Genomic DNA, 20,427 nt, shown 5'->3' on the forward strand with positions numbered 1-20,427 from the left:
TAAGTTCCGAGCCTCTCAATTACAGCAATCTTGCCGCTCGACCGCTGCGCCGCGTGGCATTGTTATAGTAGCTGGATGCTTGTTGAACAGACCTATGACGCGACTGCTCCATAGCCTCGGGAAGGGGAATGCCGCGATTGGCAGCCTCGGTCAGATAACCAGATCTCAGCCCATGGGCGGAAAACTNCCCCGCCTCCAACCCAGCCATCTCCGCCCGCTGCTTCAAAATCGCATTGACCGACTGCGGATCGATAGCTCGCTTCGACACCGTCCCCCATCGCCCGATCCCCCTGAAGACACTGCCCTTGTCGATCTCCGCCGCCGCCATCCATGCATAGAGAGCCTCGACCGGCAGGCCGGTGAGATAGACGGTATCGTCCTGCTCACCGGACGTTGNTTTAGTCCGACCGAGATGAATGGCAAGAGAGGGGAGGGGAGGGCCGTCCGGCATCTCGATCGGCGTCTCGATGGTCAATTGCTCCACCCGAAGTCCGGCGATCTCGCTGCGCCGACGGCCACCGGAGGCAAAGGCGACCATCAGGATCGCCCGATCACGCAGATCGCGTAGGCCGTCCCCCGCGCAGGTGGCCAGCAGTTTTGCCAACACGTCGCCCGTAACCGCCTTGGCACTCTTACGGCGTCGCGTCCGAGGGACGGCCCGCACGGCGTGGCGAATGGCCGATTTGAGGGCAGGGGAGGTGAAGGCACCATCGAGGCCGCGCCACTTTGTCAGCGTCGACCAGTTGGCCAGACGCCGACGCACGGTGGCTGGCGCGTGCGGGCCGACGGATTTGAGAAACCCCTGCCTTCGGAGATTGTCATCCGCCGCGGCTGGCATGCCATGATCTGGATCGGTCGNTTTTTTCTCAGGGTCCCACAGGTGATGCGCGACGAATTTGAGCAAAAGGGCTTCGGGTGCCGGCCAGGGCAGCGATCGTCCGGTGGCTGCCAGGCCCCAGGCTTCGAGATAGGCGAGATCCGATGTCAACGCCCGGAGTGTGTTGGCACCCATTCCGGCGTTGACGAGGTGGCGCAGCGTTTCGATGTCCTGGTCGGTCAAAAGCTCGGCAAGTTCGTCGCGCCGTTCGAGCGGCAGAACGGACGCAATCGTGTCGAGCTCTTCGGCGCGCCGCTCGACGGATGTCTGTGATTTTGTCGGTCTGGCCACGTTGGCTCCAGAATCGCGGGTTTCGGCGGCCGCTAGGACCGTGATTTGCCCCGATTCTCCTCGATTTGAGCCACGAAATCAACAACCATCGATAAGAGGTACTTATCGATGGTTAGAAGTTCAACCCCCAACCATAGCATGTTAGGAACCGTAATAATCGGATAGTGTTCCTTTAAGAAATCATTTACCATGATTTCAATGGCTTACGATCTCGCGAAAATCAGCATGAAACCCTTGATGCGGCCGGCTTTCGACGCCGGTATCGCCCTTACGCGTCTGGACGAGCGTATCGCCCGTTCATCGGTCGGCCAGGGCTTTATAGAACGCAGCCAGTTCTCTGACGCCTGCGCCTCGCTGTGGATCGACGGCGAACTCGTCCACCTCGAAGACCTCGTCCTGCATGACGCCACCCGTGACATCCGCACCCCCACCCACGAACTCACCATCGCCCGCGACGTCCTTCGCACCCGCCGACGCATTGCCGCGCAGTTGCCCAACTGGGCACTATCGCAGGAAGGCATTCGGACGCTGCGGNAAACCGCGGAGATCACACCGGTCNGCGCCGAGGAGAGAGAGGTGGCGGGCGGCATTCGGCGCGCTGGCTTGAATGATCTNAAAGGGGAGGGGGAGGACATCGACGAAGCCGGAGGGCTTCCCGGCGTCGACTATGCCGCCATCGATGCGGTTCTCGCCCGATCGGAGGCCGCGATCGAAAACGCAACGCGGCCCGGGCGTGGCGGCGACCCAGACAAAGATCCGATGATCTATGATCTCGACTGGGACGAGGATTCCAGACTCGACGAATGGCGCGGCGTATTGCGGGAAGTGCAAGACCTGCCGGCGGTGCTGCAGGCGATCGCTGCCCTCGATGCCTGGAACGAGCTCTCCGTCCTTCAGCATGCGCCCTGGCTCGGCCGGCTGTTTTGCGCCTCGATCCTGCGTCAGGCGGGGATTACCACCGGCGCCCATCTGGCCGCCATCAACCTTGGCCTGNAAACCATCCCCGTCGATCGACGCCGGCATCGCGATAGGGAAACGCGGCTGCTTGCCGTTGCTCACGGCCTGATCGCGGCCGCCGAGCTCGGTCTGAAAGAGCATGACCGGTTGATGCTGGCGNAAACGATGATGGACCGAAAGCTGGACGGGCGCCGGACGTCTTCAAAACTGCCGGAACTGGTCGAGCTGGTGATGGCGAAACCGCTCGTGTCGGCCGGGATGGTGGCCAAGACGCTGGACGTCACGCCGCAGGCGGCGCGGCGGATTGTTTTGGAGCTGGGGCTCAGGGAGATGACGGGGAGGGGGAGGTTTCGGGCGTNGGGGGTACAATAAGCAGTCGAGCTGACCTATCGCCGCCACTTCATGTAGGCTCGCCCTGTGTTTTCGTTGAAGCGCAGCGTTTTTGTATCGAAACTTGACGATCGACGGCGACTACTGTGCAAATGTGCACNTTTTTGCTAAGGTCTGAGTTCGGCACCCGTGAGGTCAAAATGTACGTTAGACGTCTNAAAATCCGTGATCTTCGGGTCTTTCGAACGGCGGAAGTGGATCTTCTTTATCCTGGCCGCGAGCAGAACGAATCTTTTGAGGACGTTTCGCGTTGGCCACCTCGGCTGGACAACGTGAACGTGTTTCTGGGCAACAACGGGTCGGGGAAAAGTACTCTTTTGAGTGCGGTAGCGCTGTCCCTGATGTCTCCTATCGCCCCATCATCGGGCTATCGACCGCGCTCGCTTATCCGTAGATCTGCACGCGGGCAGGTGAAAAGCGCGGAGGTATCGACGGAAGTAGTCCTGCATCAGCAAGACGGAGGGCGGGATGGTAATGCTTCGACTTTCGCCGCGCAGATCCTACGTCGTGGAGATATTGAGTTTCTGCAGCCTTCGACAGATGTCGTCGATGAGCAGTTCTTTGAAGATGACAATAGCGCTTTCTTTTTCGTTGGCTACGGGGCCACAAGGCGGACCGAGGTGTTGTCTGCGAATGATCTGGCGAGCCGACGTAAGGCGCGCGCAGTGCGATACGAACGAGTTGCATCACTATTCGAAGAGCATTTCGCACTAACACCAATCAGCGCATGGCTCCCAAGATGGCGTGATGAGAACCCAGGGCGTTACAAGCAAGTTGCCAATCTGCTCAAACGTCTGATGCCTCCGTCGATTTCTTTCACTGAAGAGCTCGAAGGTGGCGAGTACCTTTTCGGTTATAGAACGCTAAGGCTGCCGTACTCCGCGCTGTCCGACGGCTATCGTTTGTATATCGGCTGGATTGGAGACCTGCTCTACCACCTTTGCATGGGTGCACCGTCTGGCTTTAAGCTAGTAGAGAGCCGTGGTGTGGTAATGGTCGACGAAGTCGACTTGCATATTCATCCTGCCTGGCAGCGGACACTCATCCCAACTCTGTCGCGCACGTTGAAGAATATTCAGTTCATCTTCACGACGCATAGTCCACTACTGGTAAGCACATTGGAGCGCTCCAATATCTACAACGTGATGCTGGGCAGCGGGCCCACGCCCGAGGTGCGAAGGCCAGAGGAAGAAACGTTCGGACTGAGCGCCGATCAACTGCTGCGTTCCGAGGTCTTCGGTTTGGATTCGTCTAGAGATCCGGAATTTGCTGACAAATTGCGCGATCTTTCGCAGGCAGCTGAGCGCGGCGAGAGAGGTGCAGCGTTGGCCTTTCTTAGAGGCGCATCGGCTGGCGGCGGCGAGGACCCTCCAGAGGCAGGGGATGCGCCAGAATGGTTGAAGAGTTTTGGCGAGCGGAGCAAAGCATTGTGATCCGATATGCGGTTCTGTCGAAGGCTGAATTGGAAGCCCGCGTTGATGCCGTCGATGCCGGTTGGCGCACGCGGGCTGCGACGAGGCGCAATGCGTTTATCGCAGCCGGAAAATTCCAAGAAGACGCTTCTATCTGGAGCGATGTCNAAACGGTCTTTATGGACCTGCAGCACGATAAGTGTGTTTTTTGTGAGCGTGTCCTCGGCGGAAAACTCACCGGCAAGTCAGAACATGATGTGGAGCATTTTCGCCCAAAGGGGAGGGTGACGAACTGGCCCTATCCCAAACGAACGCCAAAATTAACGTACGCATTTGGAACCGGCGTACCGAGCAACACGGGTTATTATTGGCTGGCTTATGATGTTGAGAATTATGCTTGCGCCTGCAAGGGCTGCAATTCTGATCGAAAGCGAGACTATTTTCCCATCCTCGGACCTCGAGGGGTGGCGACGACGGACATTGCTACGCTGAACGCCTCAGAGACTCCCTTACTGCNTTTCCCTCACGGGTCACTCGGCGACAATCCAGAGCTGTTCATCACGTTTGAAGGCGTCATTGCNAAACCTATTCACGCCACTGGGCTTGAAAAGATCAGGGCCCAGGTTACGATTGATTTTTTCAGCTTGAATGATCGCGAAGAGCTTCTAGCAGATCGTGCTCGAGTAATCCGAGAGCTCTTCNAAACAATCCGATTGACTAGTGATCAAGATCCGGCCGTTCAATCGGCCGCGTATCGTGATATCGATACGATTACTTCAAATCTTTCGCCACAAGCGGCATGTGCGCGGGCGTATTTAGCGCTGGCAAAGACGACGCCGCAAAAGGCCTGGGAAATTTACCTGGATGTGGACCGATACCTCAAGCCAGCCAGATAGATCGCCGAATATTGTCGTCAGATTGAACATAATATTACGGGAGGACTGGTCGGNAAAGTAAAAGTCCCTAGCAATTCAAAATTAGAAGTTGTTTCAATGGCACAGGTTCAGTGATTCGATTCCACGATTTTGTTGTTCGCGATGAGGTTTAGCCTGTCTGAAATCAATGCCGACGATCTGGTAAACATTCTCGCTGGTGACCCAGAGGAGCTTGGCGTTCATTTGCAGCTGGTTGAGCGCGATGTGGTCATCGATGGACACAATGTAAAAATCCACTGCCACTGTCTTACAGTCGACGGCAATGGCCGAGTCCGCCCGAAAAGGCTCGCCGAGTTTATGCGAAATGCGGTCGCAGACTACGCAATTCCCCGATCCAAACTTCAACAGGCGAGAGAGCGGGATTTCAAATATCGATCAAGCAGTGCGGTCGCCGAGATCCATCGGCAGGCGTGTACGGTCTTTACCGATCTTGAGNAAACAGGCGAAGGCGGCGAGTTGCTTCTTTTTCTTCTTGCCGAGAGGTTTCTCAAGATCCCGCAGATCTTATGCNAAATGGATCTCAAGACTGACACCCGCATGCACTACCATGGAGCAGATGGTGTTTATGCTGGTGTTACCGCTGAAGGGCTTTTAAAGCTCTATTGGGGTGAGTCAAAGGTCTATGGAGATGCCACTACCGCGATCCGTGACTGCCTTGCATCACTTGCACCGTTCCTGGCAGAGGAGGATCATGAAGGTGCAGAGCGCGAAAGAGATCTTGTCTTGCTGAGCGATAAAGCGGATTTGAGCGATAAGTCGCTAACAGAGGCATTCAAACTATATTTCAATCGACAGTCTCCGCTCTCTAACCGAGTGCAATACTGCGGGTTGGCGTTGATAGGATTTGATGCGGACATCTATCCTGCTGATGGAAGTAAAATTGTATCAGAAGAATTGGTCGTAGCCGCAAAGAAGGAATTGATACGGTGGTCGACTAACGTTGGCAATCGTCTAAAGCTTGAAAAGCTTGACCAGTTTGAAATCGAGTTCTTCTGCGTTCCCATACCATCGGCAGATGAATTTCGCGCAAATTTCCTTGAGGCGCTNGGGGGAACTCGATGAGCCAAGAAGATTTGCAGCAATGGTTGCTTGAGGAGGGGGTGAAAGAAGAGCTAGCCGTTCTGACGAAGCTTACGGTAGTCGCTGAAATCGATAACCTAATTGCGGAAGAGAATATTGCTGAAAATGCGCAGATTATAGACTGGGAGAGGATGCTGCTCGCAGGGAGTATCCTTGCACGTTCAAAATCTCGGGCATGCCAAGAAGCCGTTTTGCGCATTGCGACAGCTGCATTGACGCTCGAGACCAGTTCTGTGGTGCGTGACGCCGGGGCGATATTGCTGGACAAACTCTCTAATCAACGAACAATTGATCTCGCCCTAGGTCGCGAGCGCTTGGTGCCGGATCTGGAGGGGCGCCTAGGGGTATCGCAACGCCTAGAATTGCAGCGCCGTAAAATCGCGAATTCTGTCCTTCTTGAGGCAACTGGAGCAAGACTGTCCGTCAATGAATTCCAGCACAGCTTTTGGTCCGGAGCCACCGGTGAAAAGTCTTGGATGTCGGCGTCCGCCCCTACCGCTTCTGGTAAAACATTTCTGGTCCTCCAATGGCTCATCGACCGCATTCGCGTGAATGAAGCAAACATTGTTGTTTATCTCGCACCAACGCGTGCACTCGTAACTGAGATTGAAGAAAGTCTCAAAAGTGTTCTGAAGGGCATGGGACTGGATAACATTGATGTCTCGTCCTTGCCGATTAGACAAAAGTATTTAGACGCCGTTGCTAAAAAGAATGGCTTGGTCCTAGTGTTCACTCAGGAACGCTTGCACCTGCTCGCCAATCTATTGGGCGATGAAATTTTGGTTGATTTGCTGGTTGTCGATGAGGCTCACAAAATCGGAGATCATCAACGCGGTGTTGTATTGCAGGATGCTATCGAGAGGGTTTCTCGTGCTAACGTTTCGATGCGCGTCGTCTTTATAAGTCCGGCAACTCAGAATCCTGGCGAGCTACTGGACGACGCACCTATCGGAATTCCGACCCTTGCTGTTGACAGTGATGTCCCGACCGTCCTCCAGAATCTTGTTACAGCCACACACGTCCCAAGACGCCCTAAAGAATGGCATCTTCATTTACGACAAGGGCTTGAGCATCGCAGTCTCGGCATTCTCAGGCTTCCCAACAAGCCAGATGGGTTAAGGAAGCGCCTCGCGTTTATCGCTGCGGCAGCTGGCGCGCGAGGTGGTACCCTCGTTTACACCAACGGTGCTGCTGAAGCGGAAGAAGTTGCCTTTCTTATCAGTCAGCTCGTTGAGCAGACTGATACCGTTGACGTCGAACTCTCCGCGCTTGCAGATTTGGCACGAAAAGGCGTTCATCGTAGCTACGGTCTCGCTGCACTCGTAGAGAAGCGTGTAGCGTTTCACTACGGTAACATGCCCTCGCTCATCAGGATGGAGGTGGAGCGTCTTTTCAGAGAAGGTAAACTCCGCTTCCTAGTCTGCACTTCAACACTGATCGAAGGCGTCAACCTTTCATGCCGAACCATCGTAGTCAGAGGGCCGCGCAAGGGGAAAGGCAAGCCGATGGAACCTCATGATTTTTGGAACCTGGCCGGNCGAGCTGGCCGCTGGGGAGATGAATTTCAGGGGAACATTATCTGTATTGATCCTGACGACACTGACGCTTGGCCAACTGGAGTTCCGAGCCGTGCGCGATACCCGATAAAGAGGGAAACTGACGCTGTCTTGAGCGCCGGTGGTCGGATGGTTGACTTTCTGTCTAACCGTGCGATGGCAACCGAGCGCGAACTTTTGGACCACCCACAGCTGGAGCAAGTTGGAGCTTATCTTCTCACCACTTATCTGCGGCTAGGTTCGATTGCAGAGGCGGACTTTGCGAAGCGGCAAAATCCTGACGATCTGACCAACATCAACGCGCAGTTAGGTATCTTGGCGGCGGAGATTTCGATCCCTGCGGATATCGCGATACGGCATCCANGGGTTAGCGCTGTAGGGATGCAAGCCCTTCTGGCCGCCTTCCGTGCCTACTCAGGAGATGTTCAGAATCTGCTGATCTCCCCGCCGGGAAGCGCGGATGATTACGATAGTGTGGTCGATGCATTTACACTCGTGAATGAGCATCTTTATCCGGCTTTCCAGCCGCCTGGTCTCCTCAAGCTGCATGCTCTGATTGTTATTGAGTGGCTTAAAGGGCTCTCTCTTTCAGCAATCATTAGGAAGCGCATCGAATGGCATCAACGAAACGGTGTTGAATATAAGCTGCCAAAGCTTATTCGCGACACAATGGATCTCGTTGAGCAAACGGCGCGCTTTCGTGCTCCCAAATACTTAGCAGCATATCTTGATATTCTCCAACTCTTTTTGAATGAGGTGGGCCGAAGTGACCTGATCGACAATGACCTCGATATTGGTGTAGCGCTGGAGTTTGGGGTCTCCAGTAAGACTCNTTTGTCTTTGATGGAACTCGGCCTCTCTAGAATGAGTGCTGTTGCATTATACGAGAAAATTGTTCGAGACGACTTTGACAAGTCTGGATGTTTGGAGTGGGTACAAACCCACAACCGGGAGCTAGATGGTATGGACATTCCTGTCATTATACTGCGAGAAGTCAGGGAGAAAATGTTGGGAATGGGAACTACCTAAGTCCGTCCGCAGCATTGCGCTTAACGTTCTGGGAGGAAAACATGGCGAAGGGTGTGGAGTTATCGAATGGCAAGTCTTGGAAAACCCAATTGGCGGCTAAACAGCATTTCAAGGAGATGCTTGCCCGTTACGATGATGGAGAGACCATCACCGATCCCGAGGATCACTTCGATTTAGGTGCTCTCTTGGAGCGATATGACCTTTTGCTCTCAGAAGGCCCATCGAAAACTGGGAAGGGTATCGATCGGTTTGNAAAAAGNAAATCATTTGTGAACGGCTATCCAACGCGAGGTTTTTGGGTCTACCGCGTTGATGGCACGGATACCGATTTCTCGTACATTAGTGCGATCACGGGTAGTGCGAAACCGAAAATGCAGGAGTTCTATGACGCTTGCCACAATGCCGTGAGCAAAGATCTGCGACGAGCAAAGGAAAAGCAGTTCGACAGCTTTTCTGACGAAAATGGGTGTATAGTTTGTGAAATAAGCGGGGAACTGGTTTCATTCATGAACGCCCGCCTAAACCATGCCTATCCTGCATTCATTACGATTGTGAACGACTACAAGGAGTTGCGGGGGTGGTCTGATGTGGTTCCTGAGGGACTACTTACTGTTTCTGCGGACAGACAAATATCGACAAGTTTTGCTAAGATCGAAGACGCCGAGGCCTTCCGCACCTTCCACAATTCCGTTGCTGTGTTGCGGATCGTGGCGGCCGGACCTCAAGCAGGAACGGTCGATAGTCCGAACGAAATTCAGCGGCCAATACGCCTTCGCTAGGACCAACTTTAATGCCCCCTTAATTGTGCTTTCTAGAGGGCACCGTCCGCTTCGTTACCATTACTACTCAGGCCGACTCGGGCGCAAGTTGCACTGGTTGATTCACCGCCTCTGCTTTTTCTAAACTTACTTTGCTGGCCACGTATTCCTCTAGTTCGGCAGCGTGATTTTCACATCCTTTCGCCTGCTTCCGGAGAAGCGATATATGATTAGAGAGTTCTAGCGGCGTGCAGAGGCTTAGGGGCACAAGAGCACGTTCACCATTTCTAAGAACCGGGTAGGATTTGACTAAACGCCTATGGCCCGGAAAGGCCATTTGCGGAGATGCGGGGTCATCGCTCATGCCGATGCGCTTGAGCATCTGGGTAACGACACTGACCAATTGCTTCTTAGCGAAAGCTTTGTAAAAATCTGAATGGTAGCCACTAAGCGGTTTGCCTTTAAAAACATCGTCTACAATCTGACCTGGCTGCGCAATCACCCCGGAATCTATCCGTTGTCCGATCAACTTATGCAGTTCAGAAAGTAATGCTGCATCTTTGGCCATGNTTTATCCTATTGGATTTGCAAAGTAGATCGGCTATGTGCGCCGTAACTTGCAGTAATCCATGNTTTTTTGCCGCTGTCAAAGCCGATGTTCTGAATTTGTTCAGGTATAAGTTCTTGAGTGTCATCTCACTATGCGAACGTCATCGCTATTGATCACCTGGTGCGCCATGTGCGTACCACAGGAGTCCGGCCGCCTTCGGCCCAGGACAATCGGCAGGTAACGGCTGTTGATTGATTTCAGTTTGATAGCTTTCTTTAGTTATAGGTCAAGGGATCGGTCCAATAAGTGCAATCCACCGTCATTTGCCTCTTACGACGATGGCAACTTCGCGCTCTCCTTTCGGTCACTCATCTCGTCATTGCGCGAACTGCCAAGCCTGATGTAAAGCTCAACGGGCCGAAGTCTGTCTGCGTAGGAGTAAATGAACTACCCCTGGTGGACCAAGTTTTCGTCCTCACCCCAACCGGCTCAGTTCCGTATGGAAACCAACAAGACTTGTGGGACCTGCGGAGACCCAGCTTGCCATTGAGGTCCATGGTTAATCGATATGATCGTGGTAACGTAGAAGCGCGATGTCGTCTTCGGTTAAGGCCTGATAGGAAACAAACTCGTCCGCCGTAATAGGCCCTAGTTTGAAGCGTTCGATCAATTCACGATCTTTCGAGCCCCATAGGATTGCTATGTTTTTCGGACCCAGTATGTCGCGGGCACCGCCATTTTTTCTAAGCCGTTTCATGTAGTCGTGCTGCTGCGCTATGGCCTGCACCTGGCTTCGCGAGATCGGTTGACGTTGGATCCGTTCGAACAGAGTTGCAAGCCGCCACTTCCCTGAGCCAGCCGCCATTATCGCGTTGCGGTCCGTCAAAGGTAGCACTTCCCAAAAGTTCTTTGGATAGGGCTCACGATACAGCATCCACCAGATATTGACGTAATGGGCCGCGGCAATCTGGCCCTTCTTGTCCTGATTGTTACTGCTTCTCAGATATCCCGGACGGCAGATGATCAAACCGACATCGCAAAGAGCCCGCTTTTCGTCAGCTTTCAAGAGAATAGCAGGTCGGCCGATGCTCTCGCGTGGGATCATCCAATCACGAGCGGTGGTCATTTTGATATCGACCTCCACACCGTTCACGCACACATCAAGTATGCTTCCTTTAGGCAATTTCAAATAATTGCGCAGAAGAATTTCCACCTTTGTGCCAATGTAGGNTTTCTCGGTCTTTTCGATCTCGGCCAAAGTGAATCGGTTGGTGCGCGGAGCGTCGATGACTTCATCAAACGCCTGCCGGAAAAGGACCGTCACCATTTCGGAAAACTCGCGGACGNCGCCGGCACAACCAATCAGCGTCTGCTCGATATCGNAAAGGACGGGGTAATCTTCATGAGACGAATCAAGGGGTGCGCTGGACATGCACGATGTTCGCCATCCCAGGTTATCAGAGCGTTAACGCGCGACTGACAAAACCGGATAGATGGTACGCGTTTCGATGGCCTGCTTAAGCTTGATCGCAACGGCTCTTGCAACAGGCGGTGGAAACGCATTACCGATCTGGCGATAGGCGGCCGTCTTTCGTCCGTGGAACAACCATGCGTCATCAAAGCCCTGGATACGAGCGGCCATTCGCACAGTCAGGCGCGGCATTCCGACAAAATCCCTTTCCGGAGCTTCTTCCGCGATCGATTTTCCGTTGACACCTAGTGTAGCCCATGCTGCCTTCGCCCGGGTAGGTCCAAGATCAGGACCTCCGTGCTTCTTGGAGCCGCCGACCAAGGTTGGTGCGACGTCGTTGGCGCGTTTTGCCCAAGCCTTTGCGCCCTTCCATTTGTTTGCAGCCATCAGATCAATCAGTGTGTCGCCGACAGTGGGTGCATCGACCGGGGAGGGAGCAGGCCATTCGAACACATCCTTAATGTCGTCACGCAACGCGATTATCACGACGCGTGGACGGAGCTGGGGGACACCATAGTCGGACGCGTTGAAAAGCCGCCAGTGAGCCTCGTATCCAAGCTTTTTCAACTCCGAGCGAATGAAGCCGCGATAGTCCTCAAACACCGCCGAAAGAAACCCGCGAACGTTTTCGATCATGATCGCCTTGGGGCGTGTCTCGTCCACTAACCTTATGGCTGCGGGAAAGAGATTTCGCTCGTCGTTTTCCCCGAGCTGCTTCCCTGCGATCGAGAAANGGGGGCATGGCAGCCCGCCCGCAAGGAGATCGATACCATTGTAGCGACGGCCATCGAAAAGGCTGAGGTCTTCCTCATGAACGGTCCAGTCCTTGCGATTCAATCTCAATGTTGCACAGCAATCCTTGTCAATTTCAACGACACCGGAATGACCAAAACCGGCGAGCTCGAGTCCTCGAGCCTGGCCCCCAGCACCCGCGCACATCTCAAGAGATGATAACAACATCGCGACCTCACAAATAGAACAAATAAAGAACAAATAACCGATACCATCGGGTCTGTGCAAACGCAATGTGTAGCTCTAACCTGTCGTCGGGCTTGCCGGGGAGATAGTTGCGGAAATCCACAGGATAACTCACTCGGGAAGCCATTCGCGATATTGGAAAGGAATGTTGCTCATCGTGGACACGGTTCTCACGCAATTTATTAGTCAGAGCGATGAGAGGTCAGCCGATCAGTAAAGACAGACTCAAGAGATATGCCAAATCAAAGATTGATGATTTAGTTTATTGTTTTCAGTTGTTTGAGCTAATTTTGCAGGGTGTCTCTGGTTCACATCCGTTCAAACGCATGGAAACATGCTCCTGCTTCCCCCAGGTCTGCTAGGAAGTGTCCCCATAAACGGGGTTCATCTTATTGACGGTGTGTGATTCAATCTCCTTGAAAGGAGATTGCCATGCGCCGTCACGAATTGAGCGACGAGGAATGGGCGGTCATCGAGCCGCTTTTGCCGAACAACAGCCGTGGAATTAAACGCGTTGTCGATCGTCGAGTGATCCACGGCATCTTGTGGCGTTTCAGAACGGGTTCGTCCTGGCGAGATGTGCCGGAACGCTATGGTCCGCGCACGACGCTTTACAATCGGTTCTCGCGTTGGCGCAAGGCTGGCGTCTGGGACGCCTTCTTGATGCGGTTTCAAAGCGTTACGATGGAGACATCGTGATGATAGATTCCTCCTGCGTTCGCGTTCACCAGCATGGTGCCAACCGATCCTTGCATGGGACGTTCGCGTGGCGGCCTGACAACCAAAATCCACGCGCTTGTTGATGCCGGTGGCCGACCGGTTCGGCTGGAACTCACCGCTGGCCAAGCCGCCGATGCACCGATGGCTGAAAAGCTGTTGAGCGACCTGCGGCCCGGCGCGACGATCCTCGCCGACAAGGCGTATGACACCGACGCAATTCGTAACTTTGCCAAGCAACGCAAGTGCTGGGCGAATATCCCTGCAAAGGCCAATCGAAAGCAGACATTCAGCTTCAGCCGCTGGGTCTACCGTCAGCGCAATCTCGTGGAACGGTTCTTCAACCGTATCAAGCAGATGCGAGGCCTCGCGACGAGATACGACCGGCGTGCCGACAACTATCTCGCTGCCCTCAAGCTTGCCGCGACGAGGATATGGATCGCCTCAACTAATGAGTCCGTGGCCTAGCTGAGCCTATAACAACCCTTCAGCCATCTTGACCAAGTGAGCGACCGAGGTGGCCTTCATCNTTTGCATCATATGGCCTCGATGGAGTTTGACGGTTGGCTCGGCGAGCTGCAACTCGGCTGCGATTTGTTTATTAAGCTTCCCGGTTACGACGAGAGCCATGATTTGCCGTTCGCGGTCTGTCAGTGACAGATATGCAGATTGCGTGATAGCTTTTGAGGTTTTCTCTTTACGGCGAGTTGCATCGTTAGCAATCGCGCGGTTCACCGCCTCGAGCAGATCCTGCTCACGGACTGGTTTAGTCAGTACGTCGATGGCACCCGCCTTCATAGCTCGCACTGCCATTGGGACATCAACGTGAGCGCTTATCAAAACGACGGACCTAGGAATGTCACTTTGGGCCNAAACTTCATGGAACTCGAGGCCGCTTTGCCCGGGTAGGCGGATGTCGAGCACAATGCAGCCCGCCTTCTCGGGATCGTCCGCGACCATGAATTCTTTGACGGAGCCATGTGTTTCGGCGATTAGCCCTACGGATTCAAAGAGTCCCTTCAGCGCGTCGCGCACGCTTTGGTCATCATCAATGATTATAACGGTTGGTCGTCTGTTCCTTTTATCATCTATCAACAGTTTTGCCCTCGAACTTGGTGAGTGTGAACCAAAACGAGGAGCCTCGCGGATGGTTGGTCGCGGCCCAAATGCGGCCGCCGTGGGCCTCAACAATGGAACGGCAAATCGAAAGCCCCATTCCTATGCCATCTAGCTTTGTGGTGTAGAAAGCTTCGAAGATGCGATCGAAGTTTTCCTGTGGTATTCCCGGCCCCGTATCGGAAATGCAGATTTCAACGTCGCCGTCCTTTCCATCGATGCATCTAACACTGATGATTGCAGCGTTGTCAGGCTGCATGGCCTCAGCGCTATTTAAAATCAGGTTCAGAAGAACCTGCTGGAGCTGGGTACGGTCGCCTAGCACATAGAGTGGCTCGGATGCGAGACCTGTTGTGACTTGTACTCCGCTCGATTGCAACTGTTCCCTCAAGAGGAACAACACGTCGCGAAGCGCCTTATTGAAGTCNGTCTTCTCGAGCCGGACCGGAGTTCTCTGCGCCATTGCGCGTATGCCGGCGACAATCTCGCCAGCGCGGTGGCCGTCGTGCACAATGCGTTCTGCGGCCAGTCGCGCTTGCTCAAAATCCGTGTGCCCGTCCTTGAGCCAACGCAGGCAGGTGCCGGCGTTTGTCACGATAGCCATCAGCGGTTGATTGATCTCGTGTGCTATTGACACCGCCAATTCGCCGATTGTGGTCAGGCGCGTAACGTGTGCCAGATCCGCCTGGCTTTGACGAAGGGATTCTTCTGCGCGTCTGCGATCTTCGATATCAACGACCACACCATACCAACGCAAAACGTTTCCGTCCGAATCGACAAGTGGATTTTGTCGTAGGTTGAACCACCTGTATTCTCCGTCGAACCGTCTGATGCGAGCATCTACTGGATGAGGCCGTTTGGTGGCGACGATTTCTTCCCAACTTTTGCGCATACGCTCAACATCGTCAGGGTGAAACACCTGATAGAAACCGAAGCCTTCGAGGTCCTTGATTGGCAAGCCGACAAAATCTATGAAGATCTTGTTCCAGTATTCAAGTTGTCCATCCGGCGTGCATGACCACGCCATAGCAGGTATCGTATTTATGACGAGGTTGAGCTTCTGCTCGCTCTCCCTAAGCGCTGTCTCGCTGTAGCGAAGGGCGTTTTCTGCGCACTGTAGGTTCTCAATGTCGATATTTACCCCGAACCAACGCACAACTCCGTTGGCATCGGTAAGCTTCCGGCCCGAGAAATAGAACCATCGATATTCGCCATCCGCGCCGCGAATGCGCCCTTTCAGCTNGGTATGGTCAGAATGCTCGAGGTCTCTCTTCCAGATCTCGACCATCTCAGGGATGTCATCAGGGTGGTAGAGGTCCAGAAAGNCCCAGTCGAGAATCCGGTCAGCAGACAGTCCGGCGTAATCCAACCAGCTCTTGTTGACGAAGTCCGCACTGCCATCGGGTCGGGCCGACCAGACGAGGACAGGAAGCGAGTCGATTATGAGTCGAAGGTTCTCCTCGCTCGCTGCGAGCGCGGCCTTGGTTTCCCTGAGCGCATCTTCAGCACGTTTGCGGTCCTCAATGTCGAGAACCACACCGTACCATCTGACAACGTTGCCGTCTGAATCAAAGCGCGGCTTTTGCCGCAAACTACACCAGCGAAACTCTCCGTCTGCGCGCCGAAGTCGACCCTCGACTTCTTTTGCTATCTTGGAAGTCATGATCTTGAGCCATTCCGTACCCAGATGATGGATGTCATCGAGATGGNAAAGGCGGTAAAAGTTTTCTCCGGCAATGTCTGCGAGTGGCAGACCGACGTATTCGAGGAAGTGCTGGTTGGCGAAATCCAGCATTCCATCCGATGTTGTCGACCAAGCCATTGCCGGGATCATGTCGATGATCTCGTCAGCGTGTGTTTTGTATTCCAAGTTGACCCCCGGCTGCTTGCAATGCTGGCCCGGGACTGAAACTACGCTTTTCCGCCGCGCTGCGTTAGCTAAGATTGATAGACCTTTGTCTANTTTTGCAGTCCCTTCGTCTAGTCGAAAATGACCATGGTCTCAATTGAGAGTTGGCCTCATCAGCCCTACACATACATTCAAGCGAGTGAGGCACGCCTGCGTACTCAGGGCAAAATCACTCATTGACGGCAAACCTACTGCCACCCAAAGGCCCGACGCTGTTGAGCTTTCGGCGAAAGATCTGTCAGATGATGTTACTCAGGAGTTCGCCCAATGGCCCTAGATTCTTCTGCCCCCCTATCCAGAACCGCTTCAGTAGTGCTTGTGCACGGCGCGTTCGTGGATGCCTCCGGTTGGCGAAGGGTTTATGACACCTTGTTGCAGGAAGGCTATGAGGTTCTTGTTGTTCAGAACTCTGCCGTAACCTTCGAGCAGGATGTAGAGCGCACCAAAAGCGTTATCGCCGAGGCGAAACATCCAGTCGTGCTCGTGGGACATTCGTATGGTGGCGCCGTGATTACAGAAGCCGGGAGCGAAGAAAAGGTACTCGGTCTCGTTTATCTGGCAGCCTTCGTTCCCGACGTTGGGGAATCCGTCTTCGACCTTGCTTCGCAAGAGGTTCCTGGTGCAGAGAAAGCCCCACTCCTTCCGCCGAAGGATGGCTTCATCAAACTCGATCCGCAGAAGTTTGCGGCCGCATTCTCGGCCGACATAGACCCCGCAGAAGCGCAGTTCATGGGTGCCGCCCAGAGGCCTTGGGGCCTTGAAGCCGTCCAGAGCAAGATCACCTCTGCGGCATGGAAATCCAAGCCATCCTTCTACCTGCTCGCAACGGAAGATCGAATGATACCCGCTCAAGCGCAGGCAGCGATGGCCGCGCGCGCAGGAGCCACGGTCGTAAAGGTCAGCAGCAGCCATGCAGTAATGCTGTCCCAGCCTGAAGAAGTCGCAGCGCTCATCAGAACCGCAGCTAAGCCAAACCAGCCTAACTGATGCTGAGCGTCAGCGGCTGCGCACATCAATCACCACTGGGGGAATATCATGCGCAACTTTTTTAATCTTACACGCTCACAGACATCGCAAATATCACTGACTGAACTCGAGGAGAATGGCATGCCTCAGCTGTCACGCCGCGCTTTCGCGAGCGCTCTGCCTCTTGGTCTCGTTGGAGGAACCCTTTTCGGCGAAAGTCTGCTAGGCGACTTGACTGCCCAGGCCGCAACACCCAAAGCTATCGGAAAACCGGTCGTAACAACGCCGTTTGCACAGATACATATCGGCCGTTTCACGGTAACTGCGCTGACGGATGGATATGCTGATATGCCCTACACCTACTTCCCGGGACGCTCGGCCCCCGAAGTGGAAAAGGCCGCAAACGCCCAGTTTACGGGCAGATCCGGCGGGGTTCGTTTTCTGTTCAATCAATACCTCGTTGAAGACGGTAAGCAACGCATCCTGATCGATGCCGGTGCTGCAGGTTCTATCGGGGAAACCGGACATCTCCCGCAGGCGCTGGCCACGCTCGGTCTGAAGCCGAGCGATATCGATGCGGTTATCGTGACGCATATGCACCAGGACCATATGGGCGGTCTGGTTCTCGGCGGTAAGAACAATTATCCGAATGCCGAGGTCTATGTAGACCGTCGCGACGTCAAGCACTGGACTGACCGGGCTAAGCGAAATAGCGCGCCTGACTTTCTGCAGCCCAGCTTCAAGATGGCGGAAGAGGTGGTCCGCCTCTATCCGAAGCTACAAGCCATCGACGGAGAGCGTGAAATCGTTCCTGGCGTCTCGATTGTCGACCTAACCGGCCATACGCCTGGCCATATCGGAGTCCGAATCGAGGACGGCGGCAAGAGCCTGATCATGGTATCCGACATGATTTTCCCGGTCGTCCATCCTGCTGCAACGGACGTCTTCTTCCTGTTCGAACAGGATCAGGCTGCTGCGAAAGCGATGCGCGATCGCTTCCTCCCACAAGCTGCCTCGGAAGGCGCCCTGATTGCTGCGACACACATGCCGTTCCCAGGTCTTGGTCGTGTGGTCTCAGATCGTGGTCAGATGCGCTGGGAAGTCGCCGACTGGGCTTTGCAAGACTGATGCTGTAGCCNGGGATTTAGGTAGCTGAGATAGATCAAGGCCCGCATTGTTCGCTGATGCGGGCCTACTCAAGTATGGAGACGAGGTATGCCGTACCACTTTCTGGAAGTCGCCGTCACGCCAAGCGTCCGAGCCGCGCAGGCGGATATGGGGGTGGACCAGATATGGCTGGGCGAGAACGATCGGCCATCGGATACTTTGACGGAGAATGAGATCGCTTTCATCGCCACGCGCGACAGCTTCTATATCGCATCTGTGTCAGAGACGGGTTGGCCATATGTTCAACATCGCGGAGGGAAAGCCGGTTTCCTCAAGGTCGTTGATCCCCAAACAATGGCATTTGCCGACTATCGCGGAAACCGCCAATACATCAGCGCAGGGAATTTCGCAGCCAACGACCGCGCCTGTCTGTTTCTCATGGACTATGTCCGACGGACCCGGCTCAAAGTCTATGCCCACGTCGAGCGGCTGACGCTCGACGCCGATCCATCGCTAACGGACCTCGTATCCGATCCGACGTATAGGGGCCGTGCAGAGCGGATATTCAAGCTTCGGCTCGAAGCATACGACTGGAACTGCCCCCAGCACATCATNCCCCGCTACACCGAACAGCAAGTTGAGCAAGCAGTCGCACCACTACGTCAGAAGCTGCAACAGCTCGAAGCTGAAAATGCAGCGTTGCGGGCAAGATTAGAAGGTAAATCCGAATGACCAACGCTCAAAGACCGCCTCTACCGCCGTTTACATCAGAGACTGCTGCCGACAAGGTGCGGCTTGCCGAAGATGGCTGGAATAGCAGGGACCCGGGCAGGGTTGCGTTGGCGTACACGGCTGATAGTCAGTGGCGTAACCGCGCCGAGTTCGTTAGTGGCAGGGAGGCTATCATCGCTTTCCTTTCAGGAAAGTGGCGTCGGGAGCTCGACTACCGTCTGATCAAGGAGCTGTGGACGTTCGGCGGCGACAGGATTGCCGTCAGGTTTGCATATGAGTGGCATGACGACAGCGGCAATTGGTTCCGATCTTTCGGCAACGAGAACTGGGAGTTCAATGATAGTGGCCTGATGCGCAAGAGATACGCCTGCATCAACGACCTGCCAATCCGCGTTGAAGACCGTCGCTTTCACTGGCCCCTCGGTCGTCGGCCCGACGATCACCCGGGGCTCAGCGAGCTTGGTTTCTGATCGCGTAGTTTCCATTTCCATCAGTCGAAGACAGCCACATGGTCATTTTGAATTCGCATTTTTCACAACGTTCATCTCCGCCAGAAGAAGAGGCTATCGAGGTCAAAGCCTTCCTCGATCTTTACAATGTCTCACCGTCAACGCTCAAATCCGAAGAGCATTTTGAATGCCTTCCCATCAACGGTGGATGCGCAATATCGCTGCCAAGCGCGCCAGCCATCGGTCTGAACCGTGTACTCGGGCTAAACTCCGTGAATGATCTTGAGGAAGCCTATGGGTGGATGAATGGGAGGAGCGGAAACCGGTTTCTTCAGATAAATATGGACCGCGCTCCAGCCGGAACTAAAGACTGGATCCTCGCCAAGGGTCTGCTTGAACATGGTGTCGGTTGGGCGAAACTTGTCTACGACGGCTCATCAGCGAACCTTTCGGAGGCCAACTCGATCCGAACGCGACTCGTTCATGTTGAGGAAGCCGCGCTCTTTGGATCGATGGTGTGCAAAGGCTTTAACTTTCCATCGACCCTGACGAGGTTGTGGTCAGCAATCGTCGGAAAGGTAGGCTGGTCGTGTTTTTTCGCCTTGGATGGTGACAATCCAGTCGGTACTGCCACCATGTACCAGTCTGGAACCTACGCATGGCTAGGCGGCGGCACCACACTTCCGGAATTTCGAAATCGCGGTATTCAAAAGGCGCTCATTAAAAGTCGTATCGAACATGGGCTCGGCAACAACGTGTCGACATTTGCCGTCGAGACATTGGCACCTGCAGTCGGAGAACCCAATATTTCCTTCGATAACCTTAGGAAAGTAGGCTTCCGGCACGCATATCACCGCAAGAGCTTTAAGTTGTGAGATAGCGATCTGNCCCCCGGGCAGCACTGGCGGAAGGACGTACGGTGCCTCCTCGCTGAGTCACTCCTCGAAATTTCTGTACGATCTGAAGAAGGGAAAGTACGAATGAATACGGAAGCCCGCAAAGAAATGGCCGCCCGGCTGACTTCAGCATCGGGAATGATTGCAGCACTAGATCAAAGTGGAGGGTCCACCCGATCGTGTCCCGCAGCGTGGTGTAGCTTATGACATCCACGGCGTATTCCGGGCTTGGCCGGATGATTGTCAGCGTG

The 20,427-nt window shown here is 54.4% G+C and carries 16 protein-coding genes and 1 pseudogene; 11 read left to right on the forward strand and 6 right to left on the reverse strand.

The features are described from left to right. Positions 1-19: 19 nt before the first annotated feature. On the reverse strand, positions 20-1,168 hold the full coding sequence (locus CUC55_RS07540) for a tyrosine-type recombinase/integrase (RefSeq protein ID WP_103087438.1): 1,149 nt from the start codon (positions 1,166-1,168) through the stop codon (positions 20-22). 189 nt (positions 1,169-1,357) lie between these two features. Between CUC55_RS07540 and CUC55_RS07545 the strand changes: the two genes are divergently transcribed. The 5 genes from CUC55_RS07545 (at position 1,358) to CUC55_RS07570 (ending at position 9,306) form a co-directional block, all read left to right on the forward strand. After that, the gene (locus tag CUC55_RS07545) at positions 1,358-2,497 is read left to right on the forward strand and encodes an RHE_PE00001 family protein (RefSeq protein ID WP_103087439.1); all 1,140 of its coding nucleotides are present in this window, start codon (positions 1,358-1,360) and stop codon (positions 2,495-2,497) included. Between the two features lie 158 nt (positions 2,498-2,655). Beyond that, positions 2,656-3,948 (forward strand): ATP-binding protein, encoded by a 1,293-nt coding sequence (locus CUC55_RS07550; RefSeq protein ID WP_158667364.1) that lies wholly within the window; start codon positions 2,656-2,658, stop codon positions 3,946-3,948. A 1,016-nt stretch (positions 3,949-4,964) separates the two neighbouring features. After that, entirely contained in the window at positions 4,965-5,924 is a 960-nt protein-coding gene (locus CUC55_RS07560; RefSeq protein WP_103087458.1) for a HamA C-terminal domain-containing protein, read from the forward strand. Between the two features lie 149 nt (positions 5,925-6,073). After that, entirely contained in the window at positions 6,074-8,527 is a 2,454-nt protein-coding gene (locus CUC55_RS07565; RefSeq protein ID WP_425352793.1) for a DEAD/DEAH box helicase, read from the forward strand. Positions 8,528-8,643: 116 nt separating this feature from the next. After that, positions 8,644-9,306: a DCL family protein gene (locus CUC55_RS07570; RefSeq protein ID WP_425352794.1), complete on the forward strand. Its 663-nt coding sequence runs from the start codon at positions 8,644-8,646 to the stop codon at positions 9,304-9,306. Positions 9,307-9,373: 67 nt separating this feature from the next. Here the strand turns inward: CUC55_RS07570 and CUC55_RS07575 are convergent, their stop codons facing one another. The 3 genes from CUC55_RS07575 to CUC55_RS07585 form a co-directional block, all read right to left on the reverse strand. Continuing rightward, on the reverse strand, positions 9,374-9,853 hold the full coding sequence (locus CUC55_RS07575) for a hypothetical protein (protein ID WP_067650635.1): 480 nt from the start codon (positions 9,851-9,853) through the stop codon (positions 9,374-9,376). Positions 9,854-10,394: 541 nt separating this feature from the next. Continuing rightward, positions 10,395-11,267, reverse strand: a complete 873-nt coding sequence (locus tag CUC55_RS07580) for a NaeI family type II restriction endonuclease (RefSeq protein ID WP_103087443.1) — start codon at positions 11,265-11,267, stop codon at positions 10,395-10,397. 33 nt (positions 11,268-11,300) lie between these two features. After that, on the reverse strand, positions 11,301-12,266 hold the full coding sequence (locus CUC55_RS07585; RefSeq protein WP_245417710.1) for a DNA cytosine methyltransferase: 966 nt from the start codon (positions 12,264-12,266) through the stop codon (positions 11,301-11,303). Positions 12,267-12,710: 444 nt separating this feature from the next. On the opposite strand from CUC55_RS07585, the pseudogene CUC55_RS07590 reads away from it, so the two are divergent. Further along, positions 12,711-13,469, forward strand: a pseudogene (locus tag CUC55_RS07590) (IS5 family transposase). A 6-nt stretch (positions 13,470-13,475) separates the two neighbouring features. Here CUC55_RS07590 and CUC55_RS07595 read toward each other — a convergent pair. Continuing rightward, positions 13,476-14,096, reverse strand: a complete 621-nt coding sequence (locus tag CUC55_RS07595) for a response regulator transcription factor (RefSeq protein ID WP_103087444.1) — start codon at positions 14,094-14,096, stop codon at positions 13,476-13,478. Then, positions 14,086-15,951, reverse strand: a complete 1,866-nt coding sequence (locus CUC55_RS07600; RefSeq protein ID WP_103087460.1) for a PAS domain S-box protein — start codon at positions 15,949-15,951, stop codon at positions 14,086-14,088. The genes CUC55_RS07595 and CUC55_RS07600 overlap by 11 nt, the downstream gene beginning before the upstream one ends. A gap of 342 nt (positions 15,952-16,293) precedes the next feature. Between CUC55_RS07600 and CUC55_RS07605 the strand changes: the two genes are divergently transcribed. From CUC55_RS07605 to CUC55_RS07625, 5 genes are all read left to right on the forward strand, one after another. After that, on the forward strand, positions 16,294-17,013 hold the full coding sequence (locus tag CUC55_RS07605) for an alpha/beta hydrolase (RefSeq protein ID WP_067650651.1): 720 nt from the start codon (positions 16,294-16,296) through the stop codon (positions 17,011-17,013). A 120-nt stretch (positions 17,014-17,133) separates the two neighbouring features. After that, positions 17,134-18,120: an MBL fold metallo-hydrolase gene (locus tag CUC55_RS07610; RefSeq protein WP_067650653.1), complete on the forward strand. Its 987-nt coding sequence runs from the start codon at positions 17,134-17,136 to the stop codon at positions 18,118-18,120. A gap of 87 nt (positions 18,121-18,207) precedes the next feature. Then, positions 18,208-18,831 carry a pyridoxamine 5'-phosphate oxidase family protein gene (locus CUC55_RS07615; protein ID WP_103087445.1) on the forward strand — a complete coding sequence of 208 codons (624 nt, stop codon included), beginning with the start codon at positions 18,208-18,210 and terminating at the stop codon, positions 18,829-18,831. Beyond that, on the forward strand, positions 18,828-19,301 hold the full coding sequence (locus CUC55_RS07620) for a nuclear transport factor 2 family protein (RefSeq protein WP_067650660.1): 474 nt from the start codon (positions 18,828-18,830) through the stop codon (positions 19,299-19,301). Before CUC55_RS07615 ends, CUC55_RS07620 begins: the two co-directional genes overlap by 4 nt. Before the next feature lie 251 nt (positions 19,302-19,552). Further along, positions 19,553-20,155, forward strand: coding sequence for a GNAT family N-acetyltransferase (locus CUC55_RS07625; protein ID WP_245303991.1), 603 nt, complete (start codon positions 19,553-19,555; stop codon positions 20,153-20,155). The last annotated feature ends 272 nt before the right edge of the window (positions 20,156-20,427 follow it).

It is taken from the genome of Agrobacterium bohemicum (genome assembly GCF_002896715.1).
Classification (GTDB): domain Bacteria; phylum Pseudomonadota; class Alphaproteobacteria; order Rhizobiales; family Rhizobiaceae; genus Agrobacterium; species Agrobacterium bohemicum.